Origin of the sequence: Mesorhizobium sp. M0862 (assembly GCF_040319795.1) — a bacterium.
Taxonomy (GTDB): Bacteria; Pseudomonadota; Alphaproteobacteria; order Rhizobiales; family Rhizobiaceae; genus Mesorhizobium.
Genome location: NZ_JAMYOJ010000013.1, coordinates 135,943 through 160,359, shown reverse-complemented (window position 1 = coordinate 160,359; position 24,417 = coordinate 135,943). Strand labels below are relative to the sequence as shown.

Sequence of the window (24,417 nt, the reverse complement as noted above, 5' to 3'; positions counted from 1 at the left end):
CACCGTCAGCGCCGCGTCATTGGTCAGAAGATCGCTGCCCGAGCTGCCGCTGTCGTTGGTCAGCGCCACCGTCGGGGTCGCAATCACGGTGTCCAGATTGAAGGTGATGCTGGCATTGGCGGTGTTGCCGGCGGCGTCGGTGTCGGTCACCACCACCGTGTGGCTGCCCTGGCCGGTCGGCGCCGTATAGGTTGCCGACCCCAGCCCGCCGTCCACGGAATAGCTCCGCGTCACGTCGGGGGCCGCCGCGCTCACCGTCAGCGCCGCGTCATTGGTCAGAAGATCGCTGCCCGAGCTGCCGCTGTCGTTGGTCAGCGCCACCGTCGGGGTCGCAATCACGGTGTCCACGACCAGTACCCCGGCGGGATTGGTTACCGCCCCGCTGAGGACGGCATCGTTGGCTGCCGCGTCCCTGATCGAAGAGCCGTTCAGGCTGAATCCCGTCACGGATAGGTCAGCTGTGTTTTCTCCGCTTGCGACCGTATACTTGAAGGTTAGCGCGGCAGTGCCAGATCCGCCTACATATGTCGCGGTGCCGCCATCGTTTAGCGTCAGAGTGGGGACTCCGCCAGCTACCGTAACCGCTTCACTCAAATTGAGTGTCAGGGTGACTGATTCCCCCGCCTTCAGGGTACCGTCATTGGGTCCGTAGGTGACCAACGTCACAGTGGGGTTCGCAGTGTCCACCGCGACGGTGTCACCGCCCCCAGCACCAGCGTTGCCGGCAGCGTCGGTGTAACCGCCGGCCGTTACCGAAACGGAGCCATCGCCATTAAAACCGTCTGCTGCCGTGAACTTCGCCGTATAGTGCGAAGCATCGATCATCACAAAATTAGACAGCGTTCCGTGGGTTGCCGTCACATCGTCTAAAGTGAAGCCAGTCACTGGACCAGTGAAGGTGAACGTCACGACCGAGTTGTTGTCACCATCATTTAAAGAAGAGTCGACAATATTCACGGAGACAGGAACCTGCCCGGCGCTATCGAGAACGACAACCCGCTCGATCGCGGAGACCTTGAGGTTGATCGTGGCGAATGTAAATTCTGCCTGACCTGCTTGGCCGGTATTCGTGTTCGAGTTCGCGGCAATGAAGGCACGAAACTGAGCAAGTTCGGTGTTAAACGCCGTCATGAATGACGTATTGGCTAGTTGAACATTGCTTAGATAGATAGCGAGCGTATCGATCTCGGCAGTGCCTTTCGCAGCATTGCCGTTACCGCCGTCGTAGGTGTCGTAGCCGGAAAAGGCTGTTTGTCCGACGGTTGTCCCTGTGCCGTAGACTTGGCTACCAAACTTGTACTGATTTTCCCACGCGCGATAGATGAGCGTGTCCGCTCCCGATCCGCCCAGGACCGTATCGAAACCACTGCCTCCATCGAGCGTATCGGCGCCTGAACCGCCATTCAGGCGATCGCTTCCGGCACCGCCCAAAAGCACGTCGTCTCCACTACCGCCGACCAGATTGTCGTTGCCGCTTGTACCAGTTGCCGTTGCCATACCCCGTCCCCTATCTCGCTAGTTGTTCTTGTCGATCGAGAAGTGCCGACATTGACCTGCCGCTTGCAGCGGCGTCGCTCAAAAATTGTGAACCTATGAGGGCAAGTTCGCCTTCGCCAACAAACGGCTTGATCCTGGGCGAGAGCGCCGGACCAAATGAGTTCGCATCCAGACCAATGGCATGTGTACCAATGCCAAACGCCCACGCTCGCGAGTCCGGCAAACACAGCTTGATGCCTGCTGAATCTGCGCAGGCAACAGCGGGCTTCTTCGGATCGGTCGAGGCGGAAAACTCATCATTCGGAGAGCAAAGTGTGATTTCGGCCAGATCGCAACTCGACCCATCGAGAGATATAATGGTCAGAACGGTGGAAATGGGGACGGGCGCATTTTCGGCTAAGCGGTAGGTATAGTCTCCGCCCTGTGGCGTATCGGGAAGCAACGTCGACATTCCGTCGGCGTTTATGATTTGAGAAGCAGCCATTATAACCCCCTTACTCATACACAGATGCCCCCACATCCGTTTACCGACCGCACTGAAAAGACAAAGCACTCGCTATCAAAACTCATAGACTTCGTCAGCCCACCAAACCGCCGCTATGTTACGCCTTGCGAACGGCTGACTCAGCAGTACCGTTTACGGATGGCGGCTCGATGTTGATGATGATGATGATGTTGCGACGAGATTGGTCGTCGCGCTGCGTCTCCCCATTGCGTCGGCAAACTCGTCGGCTGCCGATCATGTTTTTAAGAAAATGCTTATATTAGGCGATTATTAACTCTTCCGAGGGGGAGTCGTCAACATTCGACTAGCGTGACAGTTAACAGTCAAAATAAAACGTGCACGGAACCGGCTGCGGACCGCCTTCCAGAAACGCATGCCTCAGCGAGGGGAATGTGTAGCAGCAACGGCCGATCTCATGGACAATTGCGTTTCACTGTGTCGGTTGCTGTAACCTGAGAAGGTCCCAAGAGTCCGAATTTCCGCACCTTGGCCTTGTCTTTCGATCAGGAAGGGCAGGGATGGTCTGATTTCGATGCATCGTCTCCGGTAGGAGAGGTAATTAGGCGCGAGCAATATCCGGTTTCGATCATTCTCAGGCCGGCTCGAATTGTCCTGGAAGTCTTAATTGGCATCGAGAAGGTGATGAGGCTGCCCGTCAAGGATCTGCTCCAAGCAGTTATCCAAAACCTCACGAATCTTTTGGAAAACGCGGCGGCTGAAAAGGCGGGAGCAATCCAAAATGGCCGGCACACTGATCTCCTTCAAAATTGCCGATATTGCGCGCGGATCAAGAGCGCACGCTAAGGCAACATGGAGCCTGGCAGGTTAGAAATAGATCCGGCGACGGGCAAGATCGTGGTCATCGCCGCTACACATACGAGCGAACCGGAAAACCCCGTCGACCAGTATATAAAAAATCATGCGCGTTCGTCTTAAGGGGCTGAACAGCCGCGCCAAACAACTCGCCGACGGCAGCCTCGTCACCTACTAGTGGGCTTGGAAGGGCGGGCCACCTTGCCTGGCAAGCCTGGAGATCCCGAATTCATCGCAGCCTACAAAGCTGCCGCCGCGACCAAGGCCAAGCCGCGCCAGGGCGTGCTGCTGTCCGTGCTGAATGAATTTCAGGCCAGCTCGGATTTGGATGACCTGGCGCCGCGCACGCAAGCCGACTATGTCAAGCTGATCAAGGTTATCGGAAAGAAATTCGGTGACTTCCCGCTGTCGGGCATGAGCGACCGCCGCACGCGCGGCATCTTCATGGAGTGGCGCGACGAGCGCGCCAAGGCATCGCGCCAACAGGCAGACTATGGCTGGCAGGTGCTGGCGAGGATCCTGTCCTGGGGACACGGTCGCGGCCTTGTGTCAGCCAATCCTTGCGAGAAGGGCGGGCGCCTCTATCGCGGCACCAGGGTGGCTAACGTCTGGTCTGCCGCCTACGAGGCCGCATTCTATGCCAGCGCTCCCGCGCACCTGCATCTGCCGCTCACACTGGCCTTGTGGACCGGCCGGCGCCAGGGCGACCTGCTGCGGCTCACTTGACAGCAGTATGACGGCAAGGTGATCCGCCTGCAGCAATCCAAGACCGGAACTCGTGTGGTCATTCCCGTCGGAGGGCCGCTCAAGGCTGCGCTCGAGGCGTTGCGCGACAAGGTCGGGCAGATACTTTTGAACAGCGACGGCGTGCCATGGACCTCAGATGGCTTTCGATCATCGTGGCGCAAGGCCTGCGCCTCGGCCGGGGTGGTCGGAGTGACCCTAAATACATTCGCGGGACTGCTGTAACGCGCCTGGCGCTCGTCGAGGCCTGGGTGCCGGAAATCGCAACGATCACCGGCCACAGCCTTCCTCAACCGAGATCCGGCGCTCGGCGAAAGCGCCATCCGCAAGCTCGAAACGGGAACAAAAATTACCGACCGTGCGTCCGACTGACACGAAATGTTCTAATGATCAAACGGAAAAATCGCTTTCTGGGGAACCTGGATTCGAATCATAGCTGCAGGTCACGTCGCACCTTTACCGGATAGCCGTCGGCATCCTTGCGCTTGTCGAACTGCTTGGCGCGGCGATTGCAGCGGCATCGAAGTAGTCTGCCGGCCAGCGAACTTCACCGGAGGGCAGGGTGCGCTTGCGGACTTTAGCCATTCCTATTCCTCGCGGTACTTTGGATTAGGTTGCGTGGTGTGGGAGCGAGCTTGCCAGACCGGATAGCGTTCCGCCTCTTTCGCCAACTCTCTATCATTTCTTTCCGCGACGCTCCGATGGCCTCGAAAACCTCTTGGCCGATGGGGACGTCTCCGGAGGCGTATTCATTCGCAAGCTTGATTGCTTCGCCTAACTTTGGATTGTTGGCGAATGGCGCAAGTTCAACGAAAAGATTGAACAGGTTATCCAGACCGGAACAGTGCCGACTAACGGTTAATGTCGGCAGTGTCCCGAATCATGATTGGCTGGAGCGATGGCGGTACTGGCGTTCGATCTTGTCTATTTTTCCGGCCTGACCCTAGGCGACCTGCTGGGCAGCGTCATTTCGTTGCTGGCGTGTTTGGTGCTCTACAACGTTTTGGCTACGGACCGCCCGAACCGATAGGTCGGGTCTAACCCGCGTTCGCCATTCCAAAGCCAAGGCCCAGGCCGATTGCGACGCCAAGGAACAGCTTGCCGGCCATGTCGATGCGCGAAGGCGCATACAGGGCGCCATGCGTCTGTGCGGGCGCTCTGAGGCCGTTGCCGACGTCATCGAAGATCGTTTCCATCGGTCGAGTCTCCGAATCTGTGAATCCTCTGTTTGATCCGTCAAAGTCTAACGATCAGGGAAGCGCCATGAAAGCACGTGCAGTAACGGTTGATTCAACCATTGCTGGTATAAGTGTGGGGTGGGTGGCGGCTCCGACAGCTCGGGGGTGGAACTGAGTGCCGAAGCCGCCTGCGCAGCCAAGGTTGGGGTTTGACCGCGCCGTCCTATTCTGGGACAGCGCGGTCAACGATTCGTTAAAATTTTCCGGACCTAATTAAGTCGGTGCTAATTGCGCCCTTTGGCCTTTTTGGGTCAGCCGGGAACATCCCCGCTCCGAGGCTGTTCGGTCACACCCGGCTCGTTCTCAGCGGTCCCTGCCGGTGACCAAGATGGCCCCTCACTCATCATGGTCGGCCCGCGCTCGGAAGCAGGCGCGGGCCATCCCTGCACAAACCCGGCGTCTCCAGATGTCAGCGCCCTGGCGCGAGCCGGACTGCATAACGATTGCGGATGTGCCTGTTAAAATAGACGCCCTTAGCAAAGGCAGCTTTGAACGCAGCAACGGCCTCAGCAGGTACGTCCAAAAACTCGTAATGCTTCCCGCTTGCCACAAACCAGACGGAGAGAACCCTGGTGTTCGGGTCATAGTCGAACTTGCGTATCGAGGTCGACGGCATGGTATGCCATTCAAAAACTCAGCTAGCCGAGTTGGCTGAAACTGTATTCGAATTGTGGCCGCGCTTTTCGTCGGCAACCCTGATCCAGATGGGCTCGCTGGTGCGCAGAGTGATGTCGCGCTCTGTCGCTTCCCGCGCCGCCCTGATCGGCGTTGTCGCGTGGACGATGTGGGTAGCCGTCACGGTATCGCCGTCCATTTCCTCAACGTGGTATTTCGGCACTTTTGGTCCTAAGCGTCCAGTTCGAGCGGCTCGTGCTCCGGATCGGCATGATAAGTGACCTGGCGAAAATCGCGCATATCGATCTGTTGACCGCAAACAGGCAAGGAAGGAAATGCGCGAGTTCGCTCGCGGGCGGGCCTTCATGTCGGTGGCCGATCAGTGGTCTGCCGAGATCAGATAGCCTGGTCATTGTTTCCGCAGCGCCTTGGCTACCCGCTCCAAAGTCTCGCGTTGGTTGCCCGTGCTTCGCGATCAGCTCTTTGACCTGCTGGGGTGTGATGCCGGTCTTTGTTGCGAAATATTCAACTTCATAATCCTCATCGGCCGTGACACGGTCCCGATCACGAAAATCCCGCTTGCTCTTGTCGTCGGCCATATCGATTCATCCTTCGCTCATCCCGCAACGTCGAGTTGACGTGTTTGTTGCACCAAAAGGCTGATTTCCGGCTTCGGAACCATTTTTACTTGGTCTTATTGAATCGCCGGAGGGTGGGTCAGTGCATGCGTTTGAAGTTCATCGAGCCGTTGATGCCGACCCTTGTGGAGAAGCCTCCCGAGGGTGAAGGCTGGACCCAGGAGGTCAAGTTCGACGGCTACCGATCGCAGATGATCATTGATGAAGTCGGCACACGCATTTATACGCGCAATGGCCACGCCTGGACGGCGAAATATCGCGACCTGGTGAGAGAGGCAAAGCGCCTTGGTGCCGAAGCGCCATTGTCGAGGGCGAGATCGTCGTTCTGAATGACAGCAGCACGACTTGTATTTTGTTGCCTTTGATCTGCTTCATCTTAACGGCCACGATCTGCGCGATAAGGCGCTAGAGGAGCGGCGCGAGATCCTGGCCAGCATGATCGAGCCCGGCGGGCGTATTCAGTTCAGCGAGCCCCTGCCGGGGGAAGCCAAGGCCATCTTTCACTTGCTCGACAAGGCCGGACTTGAAGGCATGGTCTCGAAGCGGAAGGACAGCAAATACCGACGCGGTCCGTCGACCAACTGGCTGAAGGCCAAGTGCTATGCGATCGACGATTCGATCTGCTCGGCGTCGAGCGTGAAGCGGGCAAGCCGGCTTTCACTCTAATGGCTGAGCGCGGCACCGGGCGTTATGTCTGAAGCGCATTCGTCACCTTGAACCGGGAAATGCGCGAGAGGCTATGGAAACGCGTCCAGGAGCACTCAGGCACGGCGCCCAAGGGCATCATGAAGCGGCCGGCCACGAAGGGTTGTCCTTAGGAAAGCTGAGGACGGGCAGGGCGCAGGCTCGAGCATCGTGATCGGGTTTTACATCGGCGGGTCGCGACGTTGGAACCACTTCGCGGATTGAACGTTGCGAGCGGATGATCAGACGATATGCCTACGCCCTTATCCTCGTCCAAGTATCTATGGCTACTGCGCTCGCCACGCAAGTATTCCTGTCGACCGCAGACGAAGCCGGTAACGCAGAACGCTCGCTTGCGACGGCGTCAAGCGAAGATCAGGGATGCGCCAAGGCGATGTGGCCCAATATTCCGGAACGATGTCTGCAGCGAGCCGAGCCTAAGGTGGTTACGCTCGTCCTCAGCCAAAACAACTAGAGCAGTTCAGATTTTGACTGAATCTGCGGGATTCCCGTGAGAGTGGTTTTGTGATTCAAGATGCTGGCTGGATCGGAGGCCAGCATCAGATGACGGCTCCCCTTTCGAACGATCTACGTGAGCGTGTTGTTGGCGCGATCGAGGCTGGCGAGAGCTGCCGCTCGGTGGCGGCTCGTTTTGGCGTGGCGGTTTCGTCGGCGGTGAAGTGGTCGCAGCGCTATCGGGCGAATGGGTCTGTGGCACCGGGTAAGATGGGCGGCCACCGCAAGCGTGTTCTGGAGCCGCACCGGGCGTTCATCGTGGAACGGATCAACCAGACGTCGCATCTGTCGCTGCATGGGCTGAAGGACGAACTTGCGGCGCGCGGTGTGAAGGTCTCGCACGACACGGTATGGCATTTCCTGCGGCGCGAAGGATTGCGGTTCAAAAAAACGCTATTCGCCCTTGAGCAAGCTCGCGCCGATGTTGCCCGCCTACGACAACGCTGGCGTTCCTGGCAGGCGGGTCTCGATCCGGAACGGCTGGTATTCATCGACGAAACCTGGATCAAGACCAACATGGCACCGCTGCGCGGCTGGGGACCATGCGGCAAACGCCTGCGCGGCTTTGCTCCGCACGGCCACTGGCGCACGCTGACCTTCCTCGGCGCCCTGCGGCTCGACCGTCTTGCTGCCCCTTGCGTCTTCGATGGACCGATCAACGGCGAGAGCTTCCGGGCCTATGTCGAGCAGCAGCTCGTGCCAGTGCTCCAGCCCGGCGACATCGTCGTCATGGATAATCTTGGCTCCCACAAGTCGGCCGCCATCCGGCAGATGATCCGCGCCGCAGGCGCCAGGCTTTTGTATCTGCCGCCATACTCGCCCGACCTCAACCCAATCGAGCAAGCCTTCGCCAAGATCAAACACTGGATGCGAGCCGCCCAGAAGCGAACCATCGACGACACCTGGCGACACATCGGCCACCTCGTATCAACCATCCAACCCAATGAATGCAGAAACTACTTCGCAAACGCTGGATACGCTTCTGTCAAAATCTGAAACGCTCTAGGTGTTTGATCCCAGGCTTTGATGGCGCATACTTTTCGTCCGAATCAAAGGATGCGCTATGGGCCAGGTTCTTCATGGGAGCGCCACGACGACAGAGGCGATCCGTCGAGCGATACAGCATAGTCAAGAGAGCCTGAGGGCGCTGGCGAAGCGCTACGGCATCAATCAGAAGACGGTTAGGAAGTGGAGGAACCGGACGTCGGCCGCCGATCTTCCGACTGGCCCCAGAGATCCGAAGTCGACAGTGCTATCGACTGAGGAAGAGGCGGTCATCGTCGCCTTTCGGCGTTATACGCTGCTGCCACTGGACGATTGCCTCTATGCTCTCCAACCGACGATCCCGCATCTGTCGCGGTCATCCTTGCATCGCTGCCTGCAGCGTCACGGGATAGGCAGGTTGCCGGATGTCGAGGGCGACAAGCCGGCAAGGAAGAAGTTCAAGGCCTATCCAATCGGCTACTTCCATATCGACGTCGCCGAGGTCCGAACCGAGCAGGGCAAGCTGCATATGTTCGTGGCCATAGATCGGACCTCGAAGTTCGCTTTCGTCGAGCAGCACGAGAAGGCAACGACAGCGGTCTCCGCCGATTTCCTGCGCCATCTTCTTGATGCTGTCCCTTACAAGATCCACACAGTGCTTACCGACAACGGCATTCAGTTCACGACCCCAGGTGCCGGCGGCTCGGCCGTTCCGCTGATCAAGGAAGCCATGGCGGCGGGAGAAATCATATGGGCGCACGCCTTCGAACATACTTGCGCCAAGGCCGATATCGACCACCGAACGACAAAGCCAAGGCACCCATGGACCAACGGCCAGGTCGAACGCATGAACCGCACGATCAAGGATGCGACCGTCAAACGCTTCTACTACGAGAGCCATGACCAACTGCGCCAGCATCTCGCCGATTTCGTCTTAGCCTATAATTTCGGCCGTCGACTGAAGACCCTCAAGGGCCTCACGCCCTTTGAATACATCTGCAAAATCTGGACAAAAGAGCCCGAACGATTCAGGCTCGATCCAACCCATCAAACCTTGGGACTAAACACCTAGCAGCTGCGCCATACGCGAATGGCTCTTGCAGGCTGCCATGCCCCACTGGCCGCGCCACCACAGAATCACCACCGCTCCGTTAAGCCTCGCGTAATCTCTGCAATCTATCTTGAAGGCAAGATTGTTGAGGGTGACATGAAGCGCAACTCGATAATGCTCTTTGCCTTCCCAGCTCTGATCCTGCTGATCCTTGCAGGGGAGCGCATGGCGACTTTCTTGCTGGGAGCATATCCGGCCAGTCCCACAATGTGGCGGGTTTGGCTTGAACTAAGGCCGCTATCGACGATGTTTTGGCAACAGGTCGATGTCTGTCTGGGAGGGTCGATGGTCGTTGATGCCTCCATCGTGGCTGCCGCGTCGATCGTTTGCTGGACGGCGTGCCGCACAAGAAAGTCGGCTGCCTTCTTCTTTCTTGCCAATCACGTCGCCCTGCTTTTCGCCGGGTTGATGATCGCCGTCACCAGCCATTCCGAAACAGCGAGCACGATCGCTTCATTCGCCGTGCCCGGGGGGCTTCCCTTCTCGCTGATAGTTGATTTCACCTTGAAGAACAGCCTTGTGCTGGTTCTGGGTCTGACAGCATGCGCCTACTGTCATGTTGCCTTTCTCAGCGAAGCTCGAGAGCAATCCGGAGCGCTGGCCGCGAGGCTTGTTGCTCTGCAGCGAGATCTTTAAGGCAGCCCCAATTTTTCTAGCGTTAGTTGATCTTCCGGTAGTAAACCTTGCCGTCGGCCTGCTCTATGCGCTGGTAGTCGGGGCTTGGGGCAGGCGAAGCAGCTGCAATCCTCCTTTTGGGCGGACGCGGTGTATCGACGACGCTGGGCTCGGTCGCGTCTTCACCATCGAGAACAGCAGGCGCCTCCGCCATGCTGCTGGTCGTGTCGACGGAAGGTTCCGCTGCGCTCGACGTGATTTCGTCACGGACAATAGGCTGGTTCTGTTCCAGCCGGGCTATGCTCCGGTTGATTTCACCAAAGCTGCTCTGCAGCTGACTGTCCATTTTTTCAAATCGGCTCTGAAAACCGTTGTTGACCGTGTCCAACCGGCCGCCGATTCGTTGTTCGAACGTCCCGAGTTCCTCCAGCCGCCCTTCCAAAAACCGCATATCGCTGATACCGCGGTAGAGATAAACTGCGGCTACCATATTCACCAAAGTGAGCAGGGACGTGCCGATCATGACCGCGCCGATAATGCTTTTGTCGCTCGGTTTCACAACGGCAGCTTGCTCTCCAATGCGGGTTGCTGTCCCAATCTCGATTGCCGGCATGTCCGGTTCGCTGATCATCGTCATTGAACCACCACCTTTGCGCCGATCGCGACGCGCTTGAAGAGATCGATCACATCGGTGTTGGTAAGGCGAAAACACCCCGATGTTCCGTCGAAGCCAACACCCTTGGGATCGTTGGTTCCGTGTATCCGATAGAGCGTGTCACGCCCGTCCCGAGAGAGATAGAGCGCCCTGGCGCCGAGTGGGTTGTAGGGACCGGCAGGCACCATTTGCGGCAGGTCCGGCTGGCGGGCGCGCATCTCGCGGGGTGGGCGCCATTCCGGCCATTCGGTCTTCGCCCCCACCTCGACCACTCCGGTCCAGCCAAATCCGTCGCGTCCGACGCTGATCTGATAGCGAAGCGCCTGGCCTTGTCGGGTCACCAGGTAAAGCGCTTTCTCGTCCTTGCGGATAACGATTGTTCCGGGCTGTTCTGTCGTCTCGAAGGCAACTGTCTTGCGCAGGCTGGGGCCCATTGCCGGCAGCGGCGGCCGATCCGAAAGTGCCGATCGTGCGCTGGCGAAATCCACCAGCATCATCAGCGCAATGCCCATGACGCAGGCCAATCCCGGGCCAATTCGATACCTACTTGGCCGCCCCCTATTTGGCAGCGTCATCGAGCCGCTCTTTGAACATCCGCTTGAGGTCCTTGTTGAAGCGCGCACGCCCATCCACCTCGGCAGGCAGGATAGCACGGTTCAACGCATCGGCCAGAAGCGCATTGTCCAGCGCGACCGACTTGATGTGCGGCGCCTTGAAGATCTTTTCGAGTTCGCTGCGCGAAAAGTGGTTGCCGAACCATTTGCGCTTGTGCTTGTTGGCGACCAGCGTGATGCTGACAGCATTGCCACGCAACTCGCGGATCTTCTTGTAGAGCCGCTTGCCTTGTCGCAGCGAGGCGACGTTCAGTTCGAAGACGATGAAGATCTCGTCGCTCGTCGACAGCACCGAATTGTGCCAAGGCGTCTCGATGTTCGGCAGATCGATGACGATGTCGTCGAACCGGTAGGCGACTAGGTCCAGCAGCCGGAAGACAAAGTCACTGCCCTGCGGTTCGAAAGGCAATCGTGGCCTCTCGAAGGAATAGAGCGTCAGCCCGGACGGGCGCGAGAGCTTGATGACGTCCATCAGTTCGACATCGAGCCTCTCCGGCTGGCCGATAATGCCGCCAAGGTCGAACTGGTTGAACTGGTTGAGATAGGCGCCGCAATTGGCGCTCTGGAAATCGAGGTCGACCAGGCAGGTGGAAGCCCCGCGTTCCTTCGATTTCGACGCCAGGAATTCGGCCGCCGACAAAGCGAGCGTGGTCGCGCCGGCGCCGCCGCTAGCGCTGATGAAGGTGATGATCCGGCTTTTCGTTCCCTGGTTGCCGGTGTCGTGGAAAGTCACCGCGTTGAGCAGTTCCTTGCCGTCGAGCGGCTTGTGCAGCCAGTCCGAAGCGTTCATGCGCACCAGCACGCGCGTCTGCTCCGACGATAGCTCGTCGGATACCGCGATCAGCGGCACGGTCGCCCAAAGGGCGCGCGCCTCGACGATGCCCGGCTTGCCGAGCAACTCGCCATTGCCGAGGTCGAGGATGACGATGCCGGGGCGCGTGTCGGCGGGCGGCCCCTTGAGGAAGTCGCCGGTCTCGGAAACCCTGACGTCGTAGATCGCCAGCGCATCGAGGCGCGTCGCCACATCGCGCTTGAAATTCGCATCCGACGAGAACAGCGCCACCTGCTTTCGCTTGGTCGGTGTAACCTTGGTGTTGATGGCGTTCATGGTGTCCACGTGCTCTTCATGTCTTCGCCCGTAACCGTGCTCAGCATGGACGGCATGGTGATGTTTCCGAATCCGAGCAGCCCGGCCAGGAAGAAAAACTGAAAGGGATGATTGGTGATGCTGACCGTGATGGTCGGGACCGGGCCACTGGGGCGCGTCCAGTAGCCGAGGCCGGAGGCGGCGTATTCGATCCGCACCTGCGATTTCTCAAGCATCGGCAGGTAGTCTTCCATTCCGGCACGGTTGGCCGTGCCGTCATAAATCGCGTCGAACGAGGCCTGGCTCGCATTCGCGGGTAGGCACAAGCCTCCTCCGATACTGCAGCAGGCGACACCTGCCGTGCTTGCAGTGCAGACATAATCGTATGTGCCGGCCGGCACTGCGGTGCCGACTTTGGTCACATCGGCCTGCGTTATCGTTTCAGATGGAAGGCCGAGTGCTACAGGACCAGAAATTTGCGCCAGTCTTGCGCCAGCTTGCACAGCTTTGTTTCCCGCGTTCCATTGGTAAAAGGCGTAGCCGAAATCGACGAAGCCGAGCAGAAGCGTCAATAGCAATGGCAGAGCGATGGCCATTTCGACCATCGCGGTGCCCGACTGCTCCGCGCAAAACCTTTGGTTTCCCATCACCATCCGATGACTCGTTCTTGATGGGAGACACTGAGGGTAAGGGCACCAAAGCCAAGATACGACAAGAATCCAACGTCCGGGTAAGCATAGGATGTACTGACGTTTACGACGACGACCATGCTCGTGTTGCTGAGATAAAGCTGGGCGCCTGTGGATACATCGGTCGCAGGCGTAGACGTAGGGGTAATGTTAACTGTCGCAGGAAGCCATCCAGACACTCTGTCACTGCCGCCAACGACTGCCCCTTTGGCAGCAAGGTTTTGCGCCCACCCCTTGCAAGTGTCCCAGTCGCTACTGCATCGCGCCATGTAGCGAGCTGCATCCTCGACGCCTGCTGCAAGGAGCAGGCGCGTGTTCAGAATATTGGAGAATTCAAACACACCGGCCGATAGCAGCAATACGAACGGGACGGTGATCGCGACTTCCACCAAGGCGGCGCCCCTTTCGTCGCCCTGGAACCGCCTGATGATGTGGCCAAGCTTGGTCATGTCGGCGCTACCGGTACAGCTGGGCTTCGTTGCGGAATGCTTTGTCGACCAGAGTGTTGTTGGCAAAGCCGCCATCGACGTCGACGATCTCAAGGCTGATAGGCTTCTCACCGGCTGAGGGGTCCTCGGGGTCCTTGGTGTTGTCCTGCTTTTGTACCGGCGCGTTGACGAACACACTGGCATAGCCATCAGGCTTGAGCTGGATATGACCATTGATCTTGGCTTTGTTGGCGATGCAGTTGACGATCGCCATGTTGAGCAGCCGCCGATCGGGATCCGCAGTCGGGGTCGTGCCTTTGAAACAGGCTGGGACGCCGGTCTCCTTTGTCGGCGCCTTGGACTTGTCCCCTACGAGCCCGTGCGAAATCTCATAATTGTAGACGTCGTATCGGGAAGCCGGCGCGGTTTTGCTACCGGTCGGGTTGGTAGCACTGGGGACGCTGGGATATGTCCCGCCGTGATTGACGGTCCAGTATGTGGACCAAAAGGTTGAATTGGCGATCTTGTCGGACATTCCCTTCGTGTCGACGTAGTTGTTGCCGGGAGGGAGCGGCAGCGCCGTTCCATCGGTGACCGGGTCATATTTGCTGCAACCTGTCTTCTGGCCCTTGCGAACATTGCTGGCGGGCCGGTAGTTCCAATCCTTGTTGTTCTTGTTCAGTGAGCCGCTATAGAGATCGAATCTGGTGTTCAACCCCGTGTTGACCTGACCCAAGGTGACGCCGGTTTTTGTGGTCAGCGCGTTGCGATTGTAGCAGGTGCCGGAGGTACCCATGGCAATGGCATCGCGCAATGAGCTCAGGCTGTTGTCAATCAGCCCGAAGTTTCCGGGACCGGGGTTGCTGTCGACCTTGAGGATGCGGAACTCTCGGCTGTAGGTGTCGCCAGAGGCAAACGCCTGTTGGATTGTCTTGCTGGTCGAGGAGTCGGTCGTCTCGAACGGGTTGCACATGAAAACCGGTACGGTTTCGCAGATCGACTGAACGAACCCGGCCACGGCCTGCGGCCGGATGTCCATAGTATCGTTGCTGCCGATAAAGCTTGCAGGAAAGATCGTTGCAAAGGCACCCGCACCATCAGTCAGGCCGGAAGCATTCACCGTCACCAGCGAGAATGACACCACTTTAGGATCGGTGCTTGCCCAGTTGACGCCGTTCGAGTCGACGCCGGCAGCGCTCAACCTCGTGTCGTCGCTGGCGGGAATGCCGGTCAAGTAGGTTACCGTTACATCAGACAGGGCGAGCGTATGATCGCCTGCGGTCGAAAACTTAGTCTTCTGCTCGGTCAGAAGGGTCGTCTTCGCTAGGTTGGCTCGGGTGATCGAATCCGATCTGCCATCCAGTTCCGCGGCTGTCGCAAGCGCAAGCGCATCGACACCCTTCTGAAGATCATTGTGCAGTCCGTAGGCCCGACTCATGTCGATGGCCAACAATGCGAAGCCAACCAGCACAGGCAGCATGATTGCGACGAGGATCATCGCTATGCCGCGTTGATCATTCCAGAACGCCCTAATGGTCCCCAACATGACCTTACTCTCTGCTTCCTTGCACCAGGGCCCTCGCTCACCCAGCGCAACGCAACCGCATCCTTCTGTTCAATTCGCTCCGTTGGTCACACCCGACCCGCCGACATTGACCGTCATCGCCGGCGGTGGCGGCGGTGGCGGTGGAAATTTGTAGCTCTGGGCAACAAGCGCAGCCCGCGTGCCGTCGCCTTCGATATGTGTGTTCTTCGAGTTCGGATTGAACGGATCGACCGTCTGCAGCAGCGAATTGAATTTCTGCGTGTCGCCGGCGGCGAGCGTCACCGTGTCGTAGTGGTTCAGATAGTCGGCGGCGCAGCCCGATAGTGCACCGGCGCACAGAATGAGGATCGAGGCGCTATTTCTTGACATAGAGCATCTTGTCCTTCGATTTGAAGTCCAGCATGTGGCCATAGGGCCCAGTCACACCGTCTCCCGTTTCATATTTTCGGATCATGTCCTTGTTCACCTCGAGCTGACCGAGCACGAAGAATTCCGGATCGTTGGCCGGCCGTGTCTTATCGAAGGGCGTCGCCAGCTGTTCGCCGGGCTTCACCGGCCGCACGACGTGCGGCGTGACGATGACGACCAGTTCGGTCTCTTCCTTCTGGCTGCTCGAATTTCGAAACAGCGTCCCGATAATCGGAACCTGGCCGAGCCATGGCACCTGATTCTGGAGCTTGGTGGTCTTGCTCGACAACAAGCCCCCGACCGCGAAACTCTGGCCGTCGCGCAGTTCAACCACGGTCTGCAGTTTGCGGTTGGTGAAGATCGGGTCGCCGGCGGTGGTGAAGCTGGTGAGGTCACTCACTTCCGGCGCCAGTTTCATATGGATCTTGCCGTCGTCCAGCACGACAGGCGTGAACAGCAGATTGACGCCGAATTGCTTGAATTCGATCACGACCTGGCCGTTGGAGTCTATGCTGCGGATGGGGATTTCGCCGCCGGCGTTGAAGCTGGCGGTTTCACCAGAAAGCGTGGTCAGGTTGGGTTCGGCGAGCGTGCGCACCACACCCTTGGCCTCAAGCGCCTCGATAATGAGGTCGACTTTGATGTTGCTGTCGATAACGCGGGTGATCAGTGCCGCGAAGGGATTTGATCTCGACAGCAGCCCACTGACCAGGTCGCCTGCCCCCAACACTGTTCCATCCGCGTCGACAGTGGCGTCGCCGGTTCCAACTTTGGTAGTGCCGCTGCCGTTGGTGCTCTTGATGGACACGCCAAGATCCCGGCCCACATTGCGCTTCGCCTCCAATATGCGCACAGCCAAATTGACCTGCTGGCTGTCATCGACGATCACGGAGTTGATGATTGCGTCGGGGCCATATTGTTGCGCCACCTCGAGGATCGATGCCAGCGTCGCGCCATCCTTGACGTGGCCGCCGAGCCTGACCTTGCCATTGATGGAACCGATCTCGATGCGCGCCCTGGGTGCCACCTGGCGGATCGCCTGCGCCATATCGCTGACGTCGACGCCGACTTCGATCTGGATGACGCCGAGCGAGCGCTTTTCCGGGGAGAACAGATTGACCGTGGTGGTGCCGGCGCTCTTGCCGATGACATAAAGCGTTCGGTCGGTCATCGGCTGGGCATCGGCGATCTTCTCGTCGCCGACAACGATATCGCCGAGATTGGCGCTCACCTGTAGCGTCACCGACTGTGACATGGGCAGAAAGATGCGATGGACGCTCGGGTTCGATACGTCGATGAAACGGTCGGCTGCCTCCGTCCCAAGGCTAGACGTCAGCAGCGCAGCCAAACAGGACAGTGCGGCCGCCGCTACCCTCATCCAAAACCCCTGCATCCCCATCTCCCAAACTGCTGCCGCCGGCAGCCCCGCTTCGCCGCATCCCTTTATGGTTGTCGCGGCACGTCATAGGATTCAAGCTTCACGCCGCGAAAGACGCCCACTGTAACATTCTTCGGCGGTTCCGGCTCCAAATACTTGATAACTTCCTTGACGACTTCTTTTGATGCGGGTGCCGTCACCACGGGCGGCACCGGCTTGACCTTGCTTAACTCGTCGAGCTGGCTTCCCACCCTGTCCACGGCCTTTTCCAATCCGGCGATCTTGTCAGCTGCGCGCTGGCGTTCGGCTGCGGCTGCGGCGTCGGCTGCGGCCTGCTTGTCCAGTTCGGCCTGCCTCTTTGCGACATCGTCCGGCGTCTCGCCATTCAGGTCGGAAAGCGTGACTCGTTCGGTTGTCTCGCCCTTGTTGGCGGCAGCCTGGCGCAGTGCAAGAGACAATTGCCCCGCACCGGCGGCCAGCGTCAGTTTCTGCGCGTCCTTTGTGGTGGCTTCAAGCGTCACCGACTTAACCACCGTCGGGTTGTCCTTGCTCACGTCAGCGACCTGGTCGACGGCGAGCACTTTCATGCTCTGCAGCAGAACGTCGACAAAACTTTTGTCCGCACCGTCATCGCCGCGCACCGAGCGCGTCAGCAGCACATCAACCCGGTCGCCCGGGAAGACGAAGCCGGCGACGCCAAGCACGTCGTTGACGCGGATGGAGACGGCCTTCATGCCTTCACCCAGCACCGCCGAAAGCGTGGCGCGCTGGCCTGGACCGGTAATCTTGCTGCCGAGGATCGGCTCATTGGTGCTGATCGCTTGCAGCGCCTGCCTTGCGCCACTGCCGGCCAAGGCTTCCTTGGTGGTCTTGAACGCTCCAGCCGGGACTGCGCCCGCGGGCCAAGCGATCTCATGCAACTTGTCGGCGCTCAATGTGTCGCCGAACTTCAGCGGCAGTGCCGCGACAACGATCGTATTGCCTTTGCCGTTTGATTGAGCCAAAGCACTACGCTGGCCAGCGAGCCAGATGTTGATCAGCACGACCGCCAACACCCCGAAGACGCCGGCGAGGACTATCATAATAAGTGTGTTGGCGCGCATAACCCCAAGCCCCCAGCCAATAGAGCGGGAATTCGCCCGCCACGACTGAATTCAGGCCCGGGTTTGGACAACCCGGGCCTGATGCCGATCAAACGATCAAGAACCGGCACCGCTGGCGCAAGATCCGATACCGGAGGCGTCCATGGCGTTGCAAAGGCCGGTGAAGCGGCCCGTAACCCACCCGCCGATGCCGATGATGAAGCCGATAGAGGCGACCGCAATAATGCCAATCAGAATAGAATATTCGACCATAGCAGCGCCGTTTTCGTCGTCGCGGAACTGCCGGGTCATCGTCATGAGCTTTTTCATGTCAATTTCTCCCTCTGGAGGTTTCAACCCGACGAGACAGAGCCAAGGATGAACTCCATACCCAAGCATCCCCCGTCACCTCAATCCTAGGTCCCGAGAAATTGGAGAGTCAAACGGGATTAACGGTCCTTTAACCTTCTAATACATGAATTTGCGAGTTCGGCGTGACCTCAATTTTTAGCAAGAGCTTGATTCGTCAAATTTTTCAAGCGTTCTTAACCATTCGTTCACAATTGCCCCTCTGAGCTAATCAAGGCATACGTACTTTAGCCAGATCGCATATTCCTTTATATCTAAGGCGTTGTAGCATTTGTGAAGAGGATGCCCCGTGTCAGGTCACCCAAGGGGCGCTGGTAACGTGAAAGCTTAGTGCGTCACTCGTGTTTGGCAGCGCGAGTGCCGGAAATAAATCGATATTTTTCTGCCGCACTCCTTAACTATGTTGAAAGTATTGGCCTCACGTGAGGTGCCCTGGCGCTTGTGCGCCGCTTGGTTAACGTTTAGTTTCGGCCCATATGGGCTCTAGGGGTATAAGGCATTATGCTGGGGCGGTTTATCAAGGGACCGAGTGAGCCGCAGGCGCTGCAGCAGCTAGCGCCGGTGCCAGCAAGCGTGTCGGCACCAGCCTCGTCGGCTGAAGTCGAACCGCATGGCGACGATTTTCTGACGCTCAAGGTCGAGCTGCATCGACATCTGATTGACAGGTTCAATCTTTCCGCTCTTGAAACAGCCTCCAAGGACCAGATCCTCAACGAGATTCGCCCGATCGTTCGCGAGTTCGTTCGCACTCGTGCCGTGCCGCTAAACGCCCGCGAGCTCGACCAGCTAACCAGCGACACGGCCGACGAGATGCTCGGTCTCGGACCGATCGAACCACTGCTCAAGGACGATTCCGTCAGCGATATCCTTATCAACACGCACGACCGTGTGTTCATCGAGCGGCGCGGCGTGATCGAAGAGACGGCAATCCGTTTCCGCGACGAGGCGCATCTGTTGCGTGTGATCAACAAGATCGTCTCGGCTATAGGCCGGCGCGTCGACGAATCGGCGCCGATGGTCGACGCTCGCCTGGCAGACGGCTCGCGCGTCAACATCGCGGTGCGACCGATTTCTGTAGATGGTCCGCTGGTGTCGATCCGAAAATTCTCCAAGAATCCCTATTCGCTTGAGCGCCTGATGGCGTTCAATTCGATACGCCCGCCAATGATCGAGCTGCTGCGGATCGCCGTCCAGGCCCGCAAGTCAATCCTGGTCTCGGGCGGCACCGGCAGCGGCAAGACGACCTTGCTCAACGCGCTCTCGAGCTACATCCCGGCCAGAGAGCGCCTGATCACCATCGAGGACGCGGCGGAACTGCAACTGCAGCAGCCGCATGTCGGCCGTCTGGAGACGCGGCCACCGAATGTCGAGGGCAGAGGCGAGGTTCGTCAGCGCGAATTGCTGAAGAACGCGCTTCGCATGCGGCCGGACCGCATCATCGTCGGCGAGGTTCGCGGCGAGGAGGCCTTTGACATGCTGCAGGCGATGAACACCGGCCATGAGGGGTCGATGACCACTATCCATGCCAACACGCCTCGCGACGCTATTTCTCGTCTGGAGCAGATGGTCGGCATGGCCGGCATGCCGATGACGCACGAATCCATCCGGGCACAGATCGCTTCGGCCATCGACATCATCGTGCAGACGCAGCGGCTCGCCGATGGCGGCAGGCGCGTAACGTCGATTTCCGAGATTACCGGCATGGAAGGCAATGTCGTCCAACTGCAGGAAATTTATAACTTCGTGAGGCGCGATGTAGCTGCGGATGGAATGATCATCGGGGATTTTCGCGCCACCGGTGTCCGCCCGCGCTTCGCGCCAGAGGCTGCAACGCTGGGGCTCCATTTCGGCAAGGATGCCTTCAACCCGCAGGTCGCCCTCTGATGCTTAGTGGACAGGCGCTGCTTTATTTTATCTACATGCTTGCGGCAGCCTCGGTGATCCTTGCCGGCGAAGCCCTTTACCTTTCTCTGGCCGGTCGCCGCTCCCGACTCGTGGCGGTGAACCACCGGCTCCGTCGTCTCGCTGATGAAGCGCCCGCGGAAAAAACCTTGCAAGGGTTGCTGCGAGAACGCGGCCTGACTGATTCAGGAGATTTCATCTTCGGCTTTGTCTCGCTGAACAGGCTTTATACCCAGTCCGGCATCACCGGAAACCCGATGACCTTCGCAGCCTCGTTTTTTCTGGCCGGCCTGGGGTCGGCATTGCTGCTCTGGCTTTTCCTTCACGTATCGGCGCCGGCAGCCTTCATCATCTTTCTCGTGGCGGGCTTTGCCTTCCCTGTTCTTGTTTTGCGCCGGGCACGTAACAGACGGATCAAGAAGTTCGCCAAGCAATTGCCCGATGCACTGGACATGATCGTTCGTTCATTGCGCGCAGGCCATCCGGCCTCAGTTGCGATAGGCCTCGTCGCCCGCGAGATACCTGACCCGCTTGGCACGGAATTCGGCATCGTCGCCGACGAGATTACTTTTGGACTCAGCATGGAGCAGGCCGTGCGGAAATTAACGGAGCGGGTCGGCTTCGAGGGACTCAATTTGCTATCGGTGTCCCTTTCTATCCAGGCGAGGACCGGCGGGAATCTTACCGAAATCCTGGCAAATCTCTCGACCGTGCTGCGGGAACGCCAGAAACTGCGGTTGAAGATCAGGGCCTTGTCAGCCGAAGGCCGGGCCTCGGCCTGGATCATTTCCTTGTTTCCGCTCGTCATGTTTGGGGCGCTCTGGCTGATCGCGCCCGGCTACTACGGCAAAGTCTGGAGCAGTCCTCTCATTACGCCTGCATTCGTCATCTGTGGAAGCTGGGCCCTGTTGGGAGACTTTATCATGTATCGAATGGTCAATTTCGATTTCTGACAGGAGCGAGTCATAAATCTGTTTTCGAACACCGACGACCTGACTTTTTTTGTATCCATCGCAGTCTTCGCGTCCGCGGTGGCGCTGTTCCTGTTTGCGGCGCTGGTCTTCCTGCCGGCACTGCAAACGCGGAAGCTAGTCGCGGACAGCCTTTTGGGCGAAGGCTCGGTCGATCCGCGATCGATCCTGGGGCGGGACCGCCTCGCCAAGATCGCGGCGCAGAAGCCGGTCGACGCTTACTTCAGGTCGATCGAGAAAGAACGCACTGAACCCAATGCTCTGGAGGCGAAACTCTTCCGCGCTGGATTTTATCGAGCGGGTGCGCCTCTCGTCTATACGGTTTGTCGCCTCGGCGCAGTTTGTATAGGCTTTCTGGCCTTGTATGCCCTGCTGTCGTGGGTGCTGCCTCCACGACTGCCAGGATTCCTAACTTTCGGTGGCTCGGCCTTGTTTGGGTTAGGCTGCATCGTCATTCCCAGCATCATGCTGGATCGGTTCGAGAATTCACAGAAACAGATATATCGTCGCGCCTTCCCTGATTTCATGGATATGATGATTACTTGCGCCGACGCCGGTATGAGCCTCGAGGCCGCGGTCGAACGCGTAAGCCAGGAACTTGCGGCCACGCACAAATGGCTGGGAATTCAGCTAACGATCATGAATCTGCAACTGCGCGCCGGCAAGCCACTTCGGGAAGGGCTTCGCGAACTGGCTGACCGCATTGGCCTTGACGAGGCGCGGGCGCTGGCCGTGCTGTTCCGGCAGTCCGAAGAACTGGGCACCAGCCTGACTGACGCCCTGCGTGTCTACAGCGCGGAGATGCGCAGCCAGAGGATTCTGCAGGCGGAAGAGCGCGCCAACGCCTTGCCTGTCAAAATGATGATCCCACTCGGCCTGTGCATCTTTCCGGTGGTAATGATGGTAATCATGCTGCCGGTGATCATTCGCATGAAGGGCATTTTCTTCTAGGTGCGTATATGCTCTGTTCCTAATATCGGTCGGGGGACTCGGGGAGATTGTATGAATAGGCCAATTGCAGTCGTGGCCTGCCTGTTCATGGCGGCACTCGCCGGCTGCCAGACGAACGGAGCGGACGGCGTCGTTCGAACCAACGAGCCGTCGAAAGGCGACGTAACGTCCTTTGGCGATGCGTTCGACGGGTTGAAGACGGTCGGCGATGTTGAATACTACGCCTCGGACCAAGCCGTCGCGGAGGCCAAGAACCAGTTTCGTGCAGAAAATTACGGCAATGCCGGCGCACTGTTCTTCAAGGCGACGCAGCTTGCCCCCAATGATGGCGGCGCCTGGATGGGACTGGCCGCCTCCTGCGACCGGATCCATCGCTTCGACCTTGCCGATCGGGCCTATGGCCGGGCCTTCAAGCTGTTGGGTGCGACGCCCGAATATTACAACAATGTCGGCTATTCCAATCTGTTGCGCGGCAAGCTGCAGGAGGCGCGCAGCAATTTCCTCAAGGCCTATGAATTGGCGCCCAATGATCCGACCGTGGTCAACAATCTGAAGCTGCTATCGTCCAGCGTGCAGAACATCGAGCGGTAGGATGTTGTTTGGCGCGTCGCTGTCGATAAAGGCGCTTGTGATCCCTCTGCTGGCATGGGTCGCCTGGATAGACTTCTCGGCCCAGAAGATATCCAACCGTGATGTGCTGCTGCTCTTGTGTCTCGGGCTGGGATCGCTTCAGCTTGTTTCCATAGCTAGCGGATCGTGGTGGGATATGGGATTGAGCGCGGTCGCCGGATTTGTGCTGTTCGTCGCGCTCTTTCCGTTCTGGATTTTGCGCAAGGTCGGAGCCGGCGACGTCAAGCTGATGGCGGTCGTTCCGTTTCTGACCGGTGGAAACGGTCTCGCCCTGTTCTCGGTGCTGCTATTGGTTTTCGCCGTCGCCACCGTGGCCATCATGAAAAACCCTTTCATGCTGCCGGCAGGCGCGTTTCGGGTCTATATACAGCACTTGGACCGCAAGGGCGTCGTGCCTTTTGGCGTGCCGATTTCAGCTGCTGCGATCTGCACGATAGCGTTCCAAATCTATGCCACTCTGGCGCTGGTGGGCAGTTCTGGGATACTGCGGCAGCTTAACTAGCGCTTGGTTCCGGAGATCTTCTTCCATGTCGATAGCGCGGCTGGCGATCCGTACCACTTCGGAGGCGTGGCGCGCTAATCAGCCATTTTTCGTGACGGTATTCGCCTATATTCTACTGGCGCTTATTGCTGCGGCGCATTGGAACATCGTCATAAACTTGAAAATATATAATAAGAATTTCTTATTTTTTGGGGCAGCCGTAACCCTGATCCTTCTCGCTGTAGTCCTGGTTCGGTTGACTATTCAACGGCCGGAGCAACCGTTACGTGCCATGAAGGATCTCATGCTGGCCAACAACCTGCCGGATCGAATTGCATTGGGACTGCCCGTTGCGCTCGTCATCCCGCTCTTTTTCTCGATGTTCACCAGCATCAAGGGGGGACTCAGCAGGATCCAACCATTCTACGCCGACACGTCCCTGGTGGCGATCGACAGGGCAATTCATGGCGGGGTCGATGCATGGAGGCTTTTTCATCCTATGCTTGGCTTTGGCCCTGTCACCTTTTCGCTGAACGTTCTTTACAATCTCTGGTTTGCCGAGGTTTTCATCGTTTTGTTTTGCGTCGCTTTTTCAGCGAGGAATGGACGGCTGCGTTCCCAGTTTCTGGTCGCGTTTGTCCTTACCTGGGTGTTGATAGGTAACGTTTTGGCGGCAGCCTTCGCTTCAGTTGGGCCGGCATTCTTTATGCCCTTTTACGGCGATGGTACGTTTTCTCCCCTGATGGACTACCTTCAGTCGACCAATTTGACCTATCCCGTTTCGGCGCTGACTACGCAAAATTATCTGCTGGTCGATGCCGGGTTTGATGGTCCACGCTTGGGCAGCGGCATTTCAGCCTTTCCGTCCTTGCACGTGGCTGTCGCGACCCTGAACGCGATTTATCTCTGGCGTTTCGGGCGTTTGCTCCGCTGGGCCAGCATTGCGTTTCTGGCCGCAATCCAGCTGGGCTCGGTGCACTTGGCCTGGCACTATGCGGTCGATGGATACGCTTCCATGCTGATGACGCCAATCATCTGGGCAATTTCAAGACGACTGTCGAACGCCCAGCCTGGCCTTCAAATCGGTATGAAAGATCGTCGGGTCGAAATAAACTGAGCTTGCTTGTACCGCGATTGTACACGGCTAGCTCCTATTCCAATGAGATCACCTTCTCACCTACAAATCGCCCAACAATAGCGTGTTGAGGGGCGCCATGGCTACATTGAGACTTGGTATTGCGTGAAACAGCGCCTGCCGCTCGAACG

Annotated in this window: 30 protein-coding genes; 14 read left to right on the top strand and 16 right to left on the bottom strand. The window is 58.3% G+C overall.

Translation table 11 applies throughout. The annotated features are described in order from the left end of the window. Positions 1-1,497: Ig-like domain-containing protein (locus tag NKI15_RS20675; protein WP_352886814.1), on the bottom strand; the 1,497-nt coding region annotated here is incomplete at its 3' end. A 10-nt stretch (positions 1,498-1,507) separates the two neighbouring features. Next, the gene (locus tag NKI15_RS20670; protein WP_156932445.1) at positions 1,508-1,981 is read right to left on the bottom strand and encodes a hypothetical protein; all 474 of its coding nucleotides are present in this window, start codon (positions 1,979-1,981) and stop codon (positions 1,508-1,510) included. 1,035 nt (positions 1,982-3,016) lie between these two features. Between NKI15_RS20670 and NKI15_RS20665 the strand changes: the two genes are divergently transcribed. From NKI15_RS20665 to NKI15_RS20655, 3 genes are all read left to right on the top strand, one after another. Next, positions 3,017-3,541: a hypothetical protein gene (locus NKI15_RS20665; protein WP_023750889.1), complete on the top strand. Its 525-nt coding sequence runs from the start codon at positions 3,017-3,019 to the stop codon at positions 3,539-3,541. An 18-nt stretch (positions 3,542-3,559) separates the two neighbouring features. Beyond that, complete coding sequence (locus tag NKI15_RS20660; RefSeq protein WP_023707394.1) at positions 3,560-3,784, top strand: site-specific integrase; 225 nt, start codon at positions 3,560-3,562, stop codon at positions 3,782-3,784. A 673-nt stretch (positions 3,785-4,457) separates the two neighbouring features. Then, positions 4,458-4,589 carry a hypothetical protein gene (locus NKI15_RS20655; protein ID WP_023707393.1) on the top strand — a complete coding sequence of 44 codons (132 nt, stop codon included), beginning with the start codon at positions 4,458-4,460 and terminating at the stop codon, positions 4,587-4,589. 7 nt (positions 4,590-4,596) lie between these two features. Here the strand turns inward: NKI15_RS20655 and NKI15_RS20650 are convergent, their stop codons facing one another. The 4 genes from NKI15_RS20650 to NKI15_RS20635 all read right to left on the bottom strand — a co-directional run bounded on the left by NKI15_RS20650 (position 4,597) and on the right by NKI15_RS20635 (position 6,011). Next, positions 4,597-4,755: a hypothetical protein gene (locus NKI15_RS20650; RefSeq protein ID WP_023707392.1), complete on the bottom strand. Its 159-nt coding sequence runs from the start codon at positions 4,753-4,755 to the stop codon at positions 4,597-4,599. Positions 4,756-5,206: 451 nt separating this feature from the next. Then, positions 5,207-5,413: a KTSC domain-containing protein gene (locus NKI15_RS20645; RefSeq protein ID WP_023748450.1), complete on the bottom strand. Its 207-nt coding sequence runs from the start codon at positions 5,411-5,413 to the stop codon at positions 5,207-5,209. Between the two features lie 18 nt (positions 5,414-5,431). Further along, complete coding sequence (locus NKI15_RS20640; protein ID WP_156932446.1) at positions 5,432-5,635, bottom strand: hypothetical protein; 204 nt, start codon at positions 5,633-5,635, stop codon at positions 5,432-5,434. Then, positions 5,616-6,011: a DUF3606 domain-containing protein gene (locus NKI15_RS20635; RefSeq protein WP_023707390.1), complete on the bottom strand. Its 396-nt coding sequence runs from the start codon at positions 6,009-6,011 to the stop codon at positions 5,616-5,618. The genes NKI15_RS20640 and NKI15_RS20635 overlap by 20 nt, the downstream gene beginning before the upstream one ends. Positions 6,012-6,136: 125 nt before the next feature. Between NKI15_RS20635 and NKI15_RS20630 the strand changes: the two genes are divergently transcribed. The 5 genes from NKI15_RS20630 (at position 6,137) to NKI15_RS20610 (ending at position 9,981) form a co-directional block, all read left to right on the top strand. Beyond that, complete coding sequence (locus NKI15_RS20630) at positions 6,137-6,379, top strand: ATP-dependent DNA ligase (RefSeq protein ID WP_023707389.1); 243 nt, start codon at positions 6,137-6,139, stop codon at positions 6,377-6,379. A gap of 16 nt (positions 6,380-6,395) precedes the next feature. Beyond that, a complete protein-coding gene (locus NKI15_RS20625) occupies positions 6,396-6,716 on the top strand; it encodes an ATP-dependent DNA ligase (RefSeq protein WP_023707388.1) in 321 nt (106 codons plus the stop codon). A 564-nt stretch (positions 6,717-7,280) separates the two neighbouring features. Then, positions 7,281-8,246: an IS630 family transposase gene (locus NKI15_RS20620; protein WP_280940658.1), complete on the top strand. Its 966-nt coding sequence runs from the start codon at positions 7,281-7,283 to the stop codon at positions 8,244-8,246. Between the two features lie 67 nt (positions 8,247-8,313). Further along, complete coding sequence (locus NKI15_RS20615) at positions 8,314-9,306, top strand: IS481 family transposase (RefSeq protein ID WP_352886808.1); 993 nt, start codon at positions 8,314-8,316, stop codon at positions 9,304-9,306. Between the two features lie 135 nt (positions 9,307-9,441). After that, positions 9,442-9,981: a hypothetical protein gene (locus NKI15_RS20610; protein WP_023707046.1), complete on the top strand. Its 540-nt coding sequence runs from the start codon at positions 9,442-9,444 to the stop codon at positions 9,979-9,981. Positions 9,982-10,003: 22 nt separating this feature from the next. On the opposite strand, the gene NKI15_RS20605 is transcribed toward NKI15_RS20610, so the two are convergent. The 10 genes from NKI15_RS20605 to NKI15_RS20560 form a co-directional block, all read right to left on the bottom strand. Further along, positions 10,004-10,597, bottom strand: coding sequence for a hypothetical protein (locus NKI15_RS20605; protein WP_023707047.1), 594 nt, complete (start codon positions 10,595-10,597; stop codon positions 10,004-10,006). Continuing rightward, the gene (locus NKI15_RS20600; RefSeq protein WP_023750728.1) at positions 10,594-11,190 is read right to left on the bottom strand and encodes a L,D-transpeptidase; all 597 of its coding nucleotides are present in this window, start codon (positions 11,188-11,190) and stop codon (positions 10,594-10,596) included. Before NKI15_RS20600 ends, NKI15_RS20605 begins: the two co-directional genes overlap by 4 nt. Further along, positions 11,174-12,337, bottom strand: coding sequence for a CpaE/TadZ family protein (locus NKI15_RS20595; protein ID WP_023750727.1), 1,164 nt, complete (start codon positions 12,335-12,337; stop codon positions 11,174-11,176). The genes NKI15_RS20600 and NKI15_RS20595 overlap by 17 nt, the downstream gene beginning before the upstream one ends. After that, entirely contained in the window at positions 12,334-12,969 is a 636-nt protein-coding gene (locus tag NKI15_RS20590; RefSeq protein WP_023750726.1) for a TadE/TadG family type IV pilus assembly protein, read from the bottom strand. The genes NKI15_RS20595 and NKI15_RS20590 overlap by 4 nt, the downstream gene beginning before the upstream one ends. Then, positions 12,963-13,454, bottom strand: coding sequence for a TadE/TadG family type IV pilus assembly protein (locus NKI15_RS20585; RefSeq protein ID WP_023707051.1), 492 nt, complete (start codon positions 13,452-13,454; stop codon positions 12,963-12,965). The genes NKI15_RS20590 and NKI15_RS20585 overlap by 7 nt, the downstream gene beginning before the upstream one ends. 7 nt (positions 13,455-13,461) lie before the next feature. Further along, on the bottom strand, positions 13,462-14,979 hold the full coding sequence (locus NKI15_RS20580; protein ID WP_084013635.1) for a TadE/TadG family type IV pilus assembly protein: 1,518 nt from the start codon (positions 14,977-14,979) through the stop codon (positions 13,462-13,464). A gap of 69 nt (positions 14,980-15,048) precedes the next feature. Next, positions 15,049-15,348, bottom strand: coding sequence for a hypothetical protein (locus NKI15_RS20575; protein WP_023707053.1), 300 nt, complete (start codon positions 15,346-15,348; stop codon positions 15,049-15,051). Then, entirely contained in the window at positions 15,335-16,780 is a 1,446-nt protein-coding gene (locus tag NKI15_RS20570; protein WP_023750724.1) for a type II and III secretion system protein family protein, read from the bottom strand. The genes NKI15_RS20575 and NKI15_RS20570 overlap by 14 nt, the downstream gene beginning before the upstream one ends. A 50-nt stretch (positions 16,781-16,830) precedes the next feature. Then, positions 16,831-17,868: a Flp pilus assembly protein CpaB gene (gene cpaB / locus NKI15_RS20565; protein ID WP_023750723.1), complete on the bottom strand. Its 1,038-nt coding sequence runs from the start codon at positions 17,866-17,868 to the stop codon at positions 16,831-16,833. 96 nt (positions 17,869-17,964) lie between these two features. Beyond that, entirely contained in the window at positions 17,965-18,177 is a 213-nt protein-coding gene (locus NKI15_RS20560) for a Flp family type IVb pilin (RefSeq protein WP_023707057.1), read from the bottom strand. Between the two features lie 540 nt (positions 18,178-18,717). On the opposite strand from NKI15_RS20560, the gene NKI15_RS20555 reads away from it, so the two are divergent. From NKI15_RS20555 to NKI15_RS20530, 6 genes are read left to right on the top strand one after another with little or no spacing between them, the layout of a single operon-like run. Then, positions 18,718-20,100 (top strand): TadA family conjugal transfer-associated ATPase, encoded by a 1,383-nt coding sequence (locus tag NKI15_RS20555; protein ID WP_023750722.1) that lies wholly within the window; start codon positions 18,718-18,720, stop codon positions 20,098-20,100. After that, positions 20,100-21,071 carry a type II secretion system F family protein gene (locus tag NKI15_RS20550; RefSeq protein ID WP_023707059.1) on the top strand — a complete coding sequence of 324 codons (972 nt, stop codon included), beginning with the start codon at positions 20,100-20,102 and terminating at the stop codon, positions 21,069-21,071. The genes NKI15_RS20555 and NKI15_RS20550 overlap by 1 nt, the downstream gene beginning before the upstream one ends. An 18-nt stretch (positions 21,072-21,089) precedes the next feature. Further along, positions 21,090-22,040: a type II secretion system F family protein gene (locus tag NKI15_RS20545; protein WP_023723920.1), complete on the top strand. Its 951-nt coding sequence runs from the start codon at positions 21,090-21,092 to the stop codon at positions 22,038-22,040. A gap of 51 nt (positions 22,041-22,091) precedes the next feature. Beyond that, on the top strand, positions 22,092-22,631 hold the full coding sequence (locus tag NKI15_RS20540; protein ID WP_023707061.1) for a tetratricopeptide repeat protein: 540 nt from the start codon (positions 22,092-22,094) through the stop codon (positions 22,629-22,631). 1 nt (position 22,632) lies between these two features. After that, entirely contained in the window at positions 22,633-23,172 is a 540-nt protein-coding gene (locus NKI15_RS20535) for a prepilin peptidase (RefSeq protein WP_023707062.1), read from the top strand. A 25-nt stretch (positions 23,173-23,197) separates the two neighbouring features. After that, complete coding sequence (locus tag NKI15_RS20530) at positions 23,198-24,268, top strand: phosphatase PAP2 family protein (protein WP_023707063.1); 1,071 nt, start codon at positions 23,198-23,200, stop codon at positions 24,266-24,268. The last annotated feature ends 149 nt before the right edge of the window (positions 24,269-24,417 follow it).

What these genes read in the sequence shown, in the direction of transcription:
- NKI15_RS20670 (WP_156932445.1), bottom strand. Translation starts at nt 1,981, where the DNA reads ATGGCTGCTTCTCAAATCATAAACGCCGACGGAATGTCGACGTTGCTT.
- NKI15_RS20655 (WP_023707393.1), top strand. Translation starts at nt 4,458, where the DNA reads ATGGCGGTACTGGCGTTCGATCTTGTCTATTTTTCCGGCCTGACCCTA.
- NKI15_RS20650 (WP_023707392.1), bottom strand. Translation starts at nt 4,755, where the DNA reads ATGGAAACGATCTTCGATGACGTCGGCAACGGCCTCAGAGCGCCCGCA.
- NKI15_RS20645 (WP_023748450.1), bottom strand. Translation starts at nt 5,413, where the DNA reads ATGCCGTCGACCTCGATACGCAAGTTCGACTATGACCCGAACACCAGG.
- NKI15_RS20635 (WP_023707390.1), bottom strand. Translation starts at nt 6,011, where the DNA reads ATGGCCGACGACAAGAGCAAGCGGGATTTTCGTGATCGGGACCGTGTC.
- NKI15_RS20630 (WP_023707389.1), top strand. Translation starts at nt 6,137, where the DNA reads ATGCGTTTGAAGTTCATCGAGCCGTTGATGCCGACCCTTGTGGAGAAG.
- NKI15_RS20615 (WP_352886808.1), top strand. Translation starts at nt 8,314, where the DNA reads ATGGGCCAGGTTCTTCATGGGAGCGCCACGACGACAGAGGCGATCCGT.
- NKI15_RS20610 (WP_023707046.1), top strand. Translation starts at nt 9,442, where the DNA reads ATGAAGCGCAACTCGATAATGCTCTTTGCCTTCCCAGCTCTGATCCTG.
- NKI15_RS20605 (WP_023707047.1), bottom strand. Translation starts at nt 10,597, where the DNA reads ATGACGATGATCAGCGAACCGGACATGCCGGCAATCGAGATTGGGACA.
- NKI15_RS20600 (WP_023750728.1), bottom strand. Translation starts at nt 11,190, where the DNA reads ATGACGCTGCCAAATAGGGGGCGGCCAAGTAGGTATCGAATTGGCCCG.
- NKI15_RS20595 (WP_023750727.1), bottom strand. Translation starts at nt 12,337, where the DNA reads ATGAACGCCATCAACACCAAGGTTACACCGACCAAGCGAAAGCAGGTG.
- NKI15_RS20590 (WP_023750726.1), bottom strand. Translation starts at nt 12,969, where the DNA reads ATGGTGATGGGAAACCAAAGGTTTTGCGCGGAGCAGTCGGGCACCGCG.
- NKI15_RS20585 (WP_023707051.1), bottom strand. Translation starts at nt 13,454, where the DNA reads ATGACCAAGCTTGGCCACATCATCAGGCGGTTCCAGGGCGACGAAAGG.
- NKI15_RS20580 (WP_084013635.1), bottom strand. Translation starts at nt 14,979, where the DNA reads ATGTTGGGGACCATTAGGGCGTTCTGGAATGATCAACGCGGCATAGCG.
- NKI15_RS20575 (WP_023707053.1), bottom strand. Translation starts at nt 15,348, where the DNA reads ATGTCAAGAAATAGCGCCTCGATCCTCATTCTGTGCGCCGGTGCACTA.
- NKI15_RS20570 (WP_023750724.1), bottom strand. Translation starts at nt 16,780, where the DNA reads ATGCAGGGGTTTTGGATGAGGGTAGCGGCGGCCGCACTGTCCTGTTTG.
- cpaB (WP_023750723.1), bottom strand. Translation starts at nt 17,868, where the DNA reads ATGCGCGCCAACACACTTATTATGATAGTCCTCGCCGGCGTCTTCGGG.
- NKI15_RS20560 (WP_023707057.1), bottom strand. Translation starts at nt 18,177, where the DNA reads ATGAAAAAGCTCATGACGATGACCCGGCAGTTCCGCGACGACGAAAAC.
- NKI15_RS20555 (WP_023750722.1), top strand. Translation starts at nt 18,718, where the DNA reads ATGCTGGGGCGGTTTATCAAGGGACCGAGTGAGCCGCAGGCGCTGCAG.
- NKI15_RS20550 (WP_023707059.1), top strand. Translation starts at nt 20,100, where the DNA reads ATGCTTAGTGGACAGGCGCTGCTTTATTTTATCTACATGCTTGCGGCA.
- NKI15_RS20540 (WP_023707061.1), top strand. Translation starts at nt 22,092, where the DNA reads ATGAATAGGCCAATTGCAGTCGTGGCCTGCCTGTTCATGGCGGCACTC.
- NKI15_RS20535 (WP_023707062.1), top strand. Translation starts at nt 22,633, where the DNA reads ATGTTGTTTGGCGCGTCGCTGTCGATAAAGGCGCTTGTGATCCCTCTG.
- NKI15_RS20530 (WP_023707063.1), top strand. Translation starts at nt 23,198, where the DNA reads ATGTCGATAGCGCGGCTGGCGATCCGTACCACTTCGGAGGCGTGGCGC.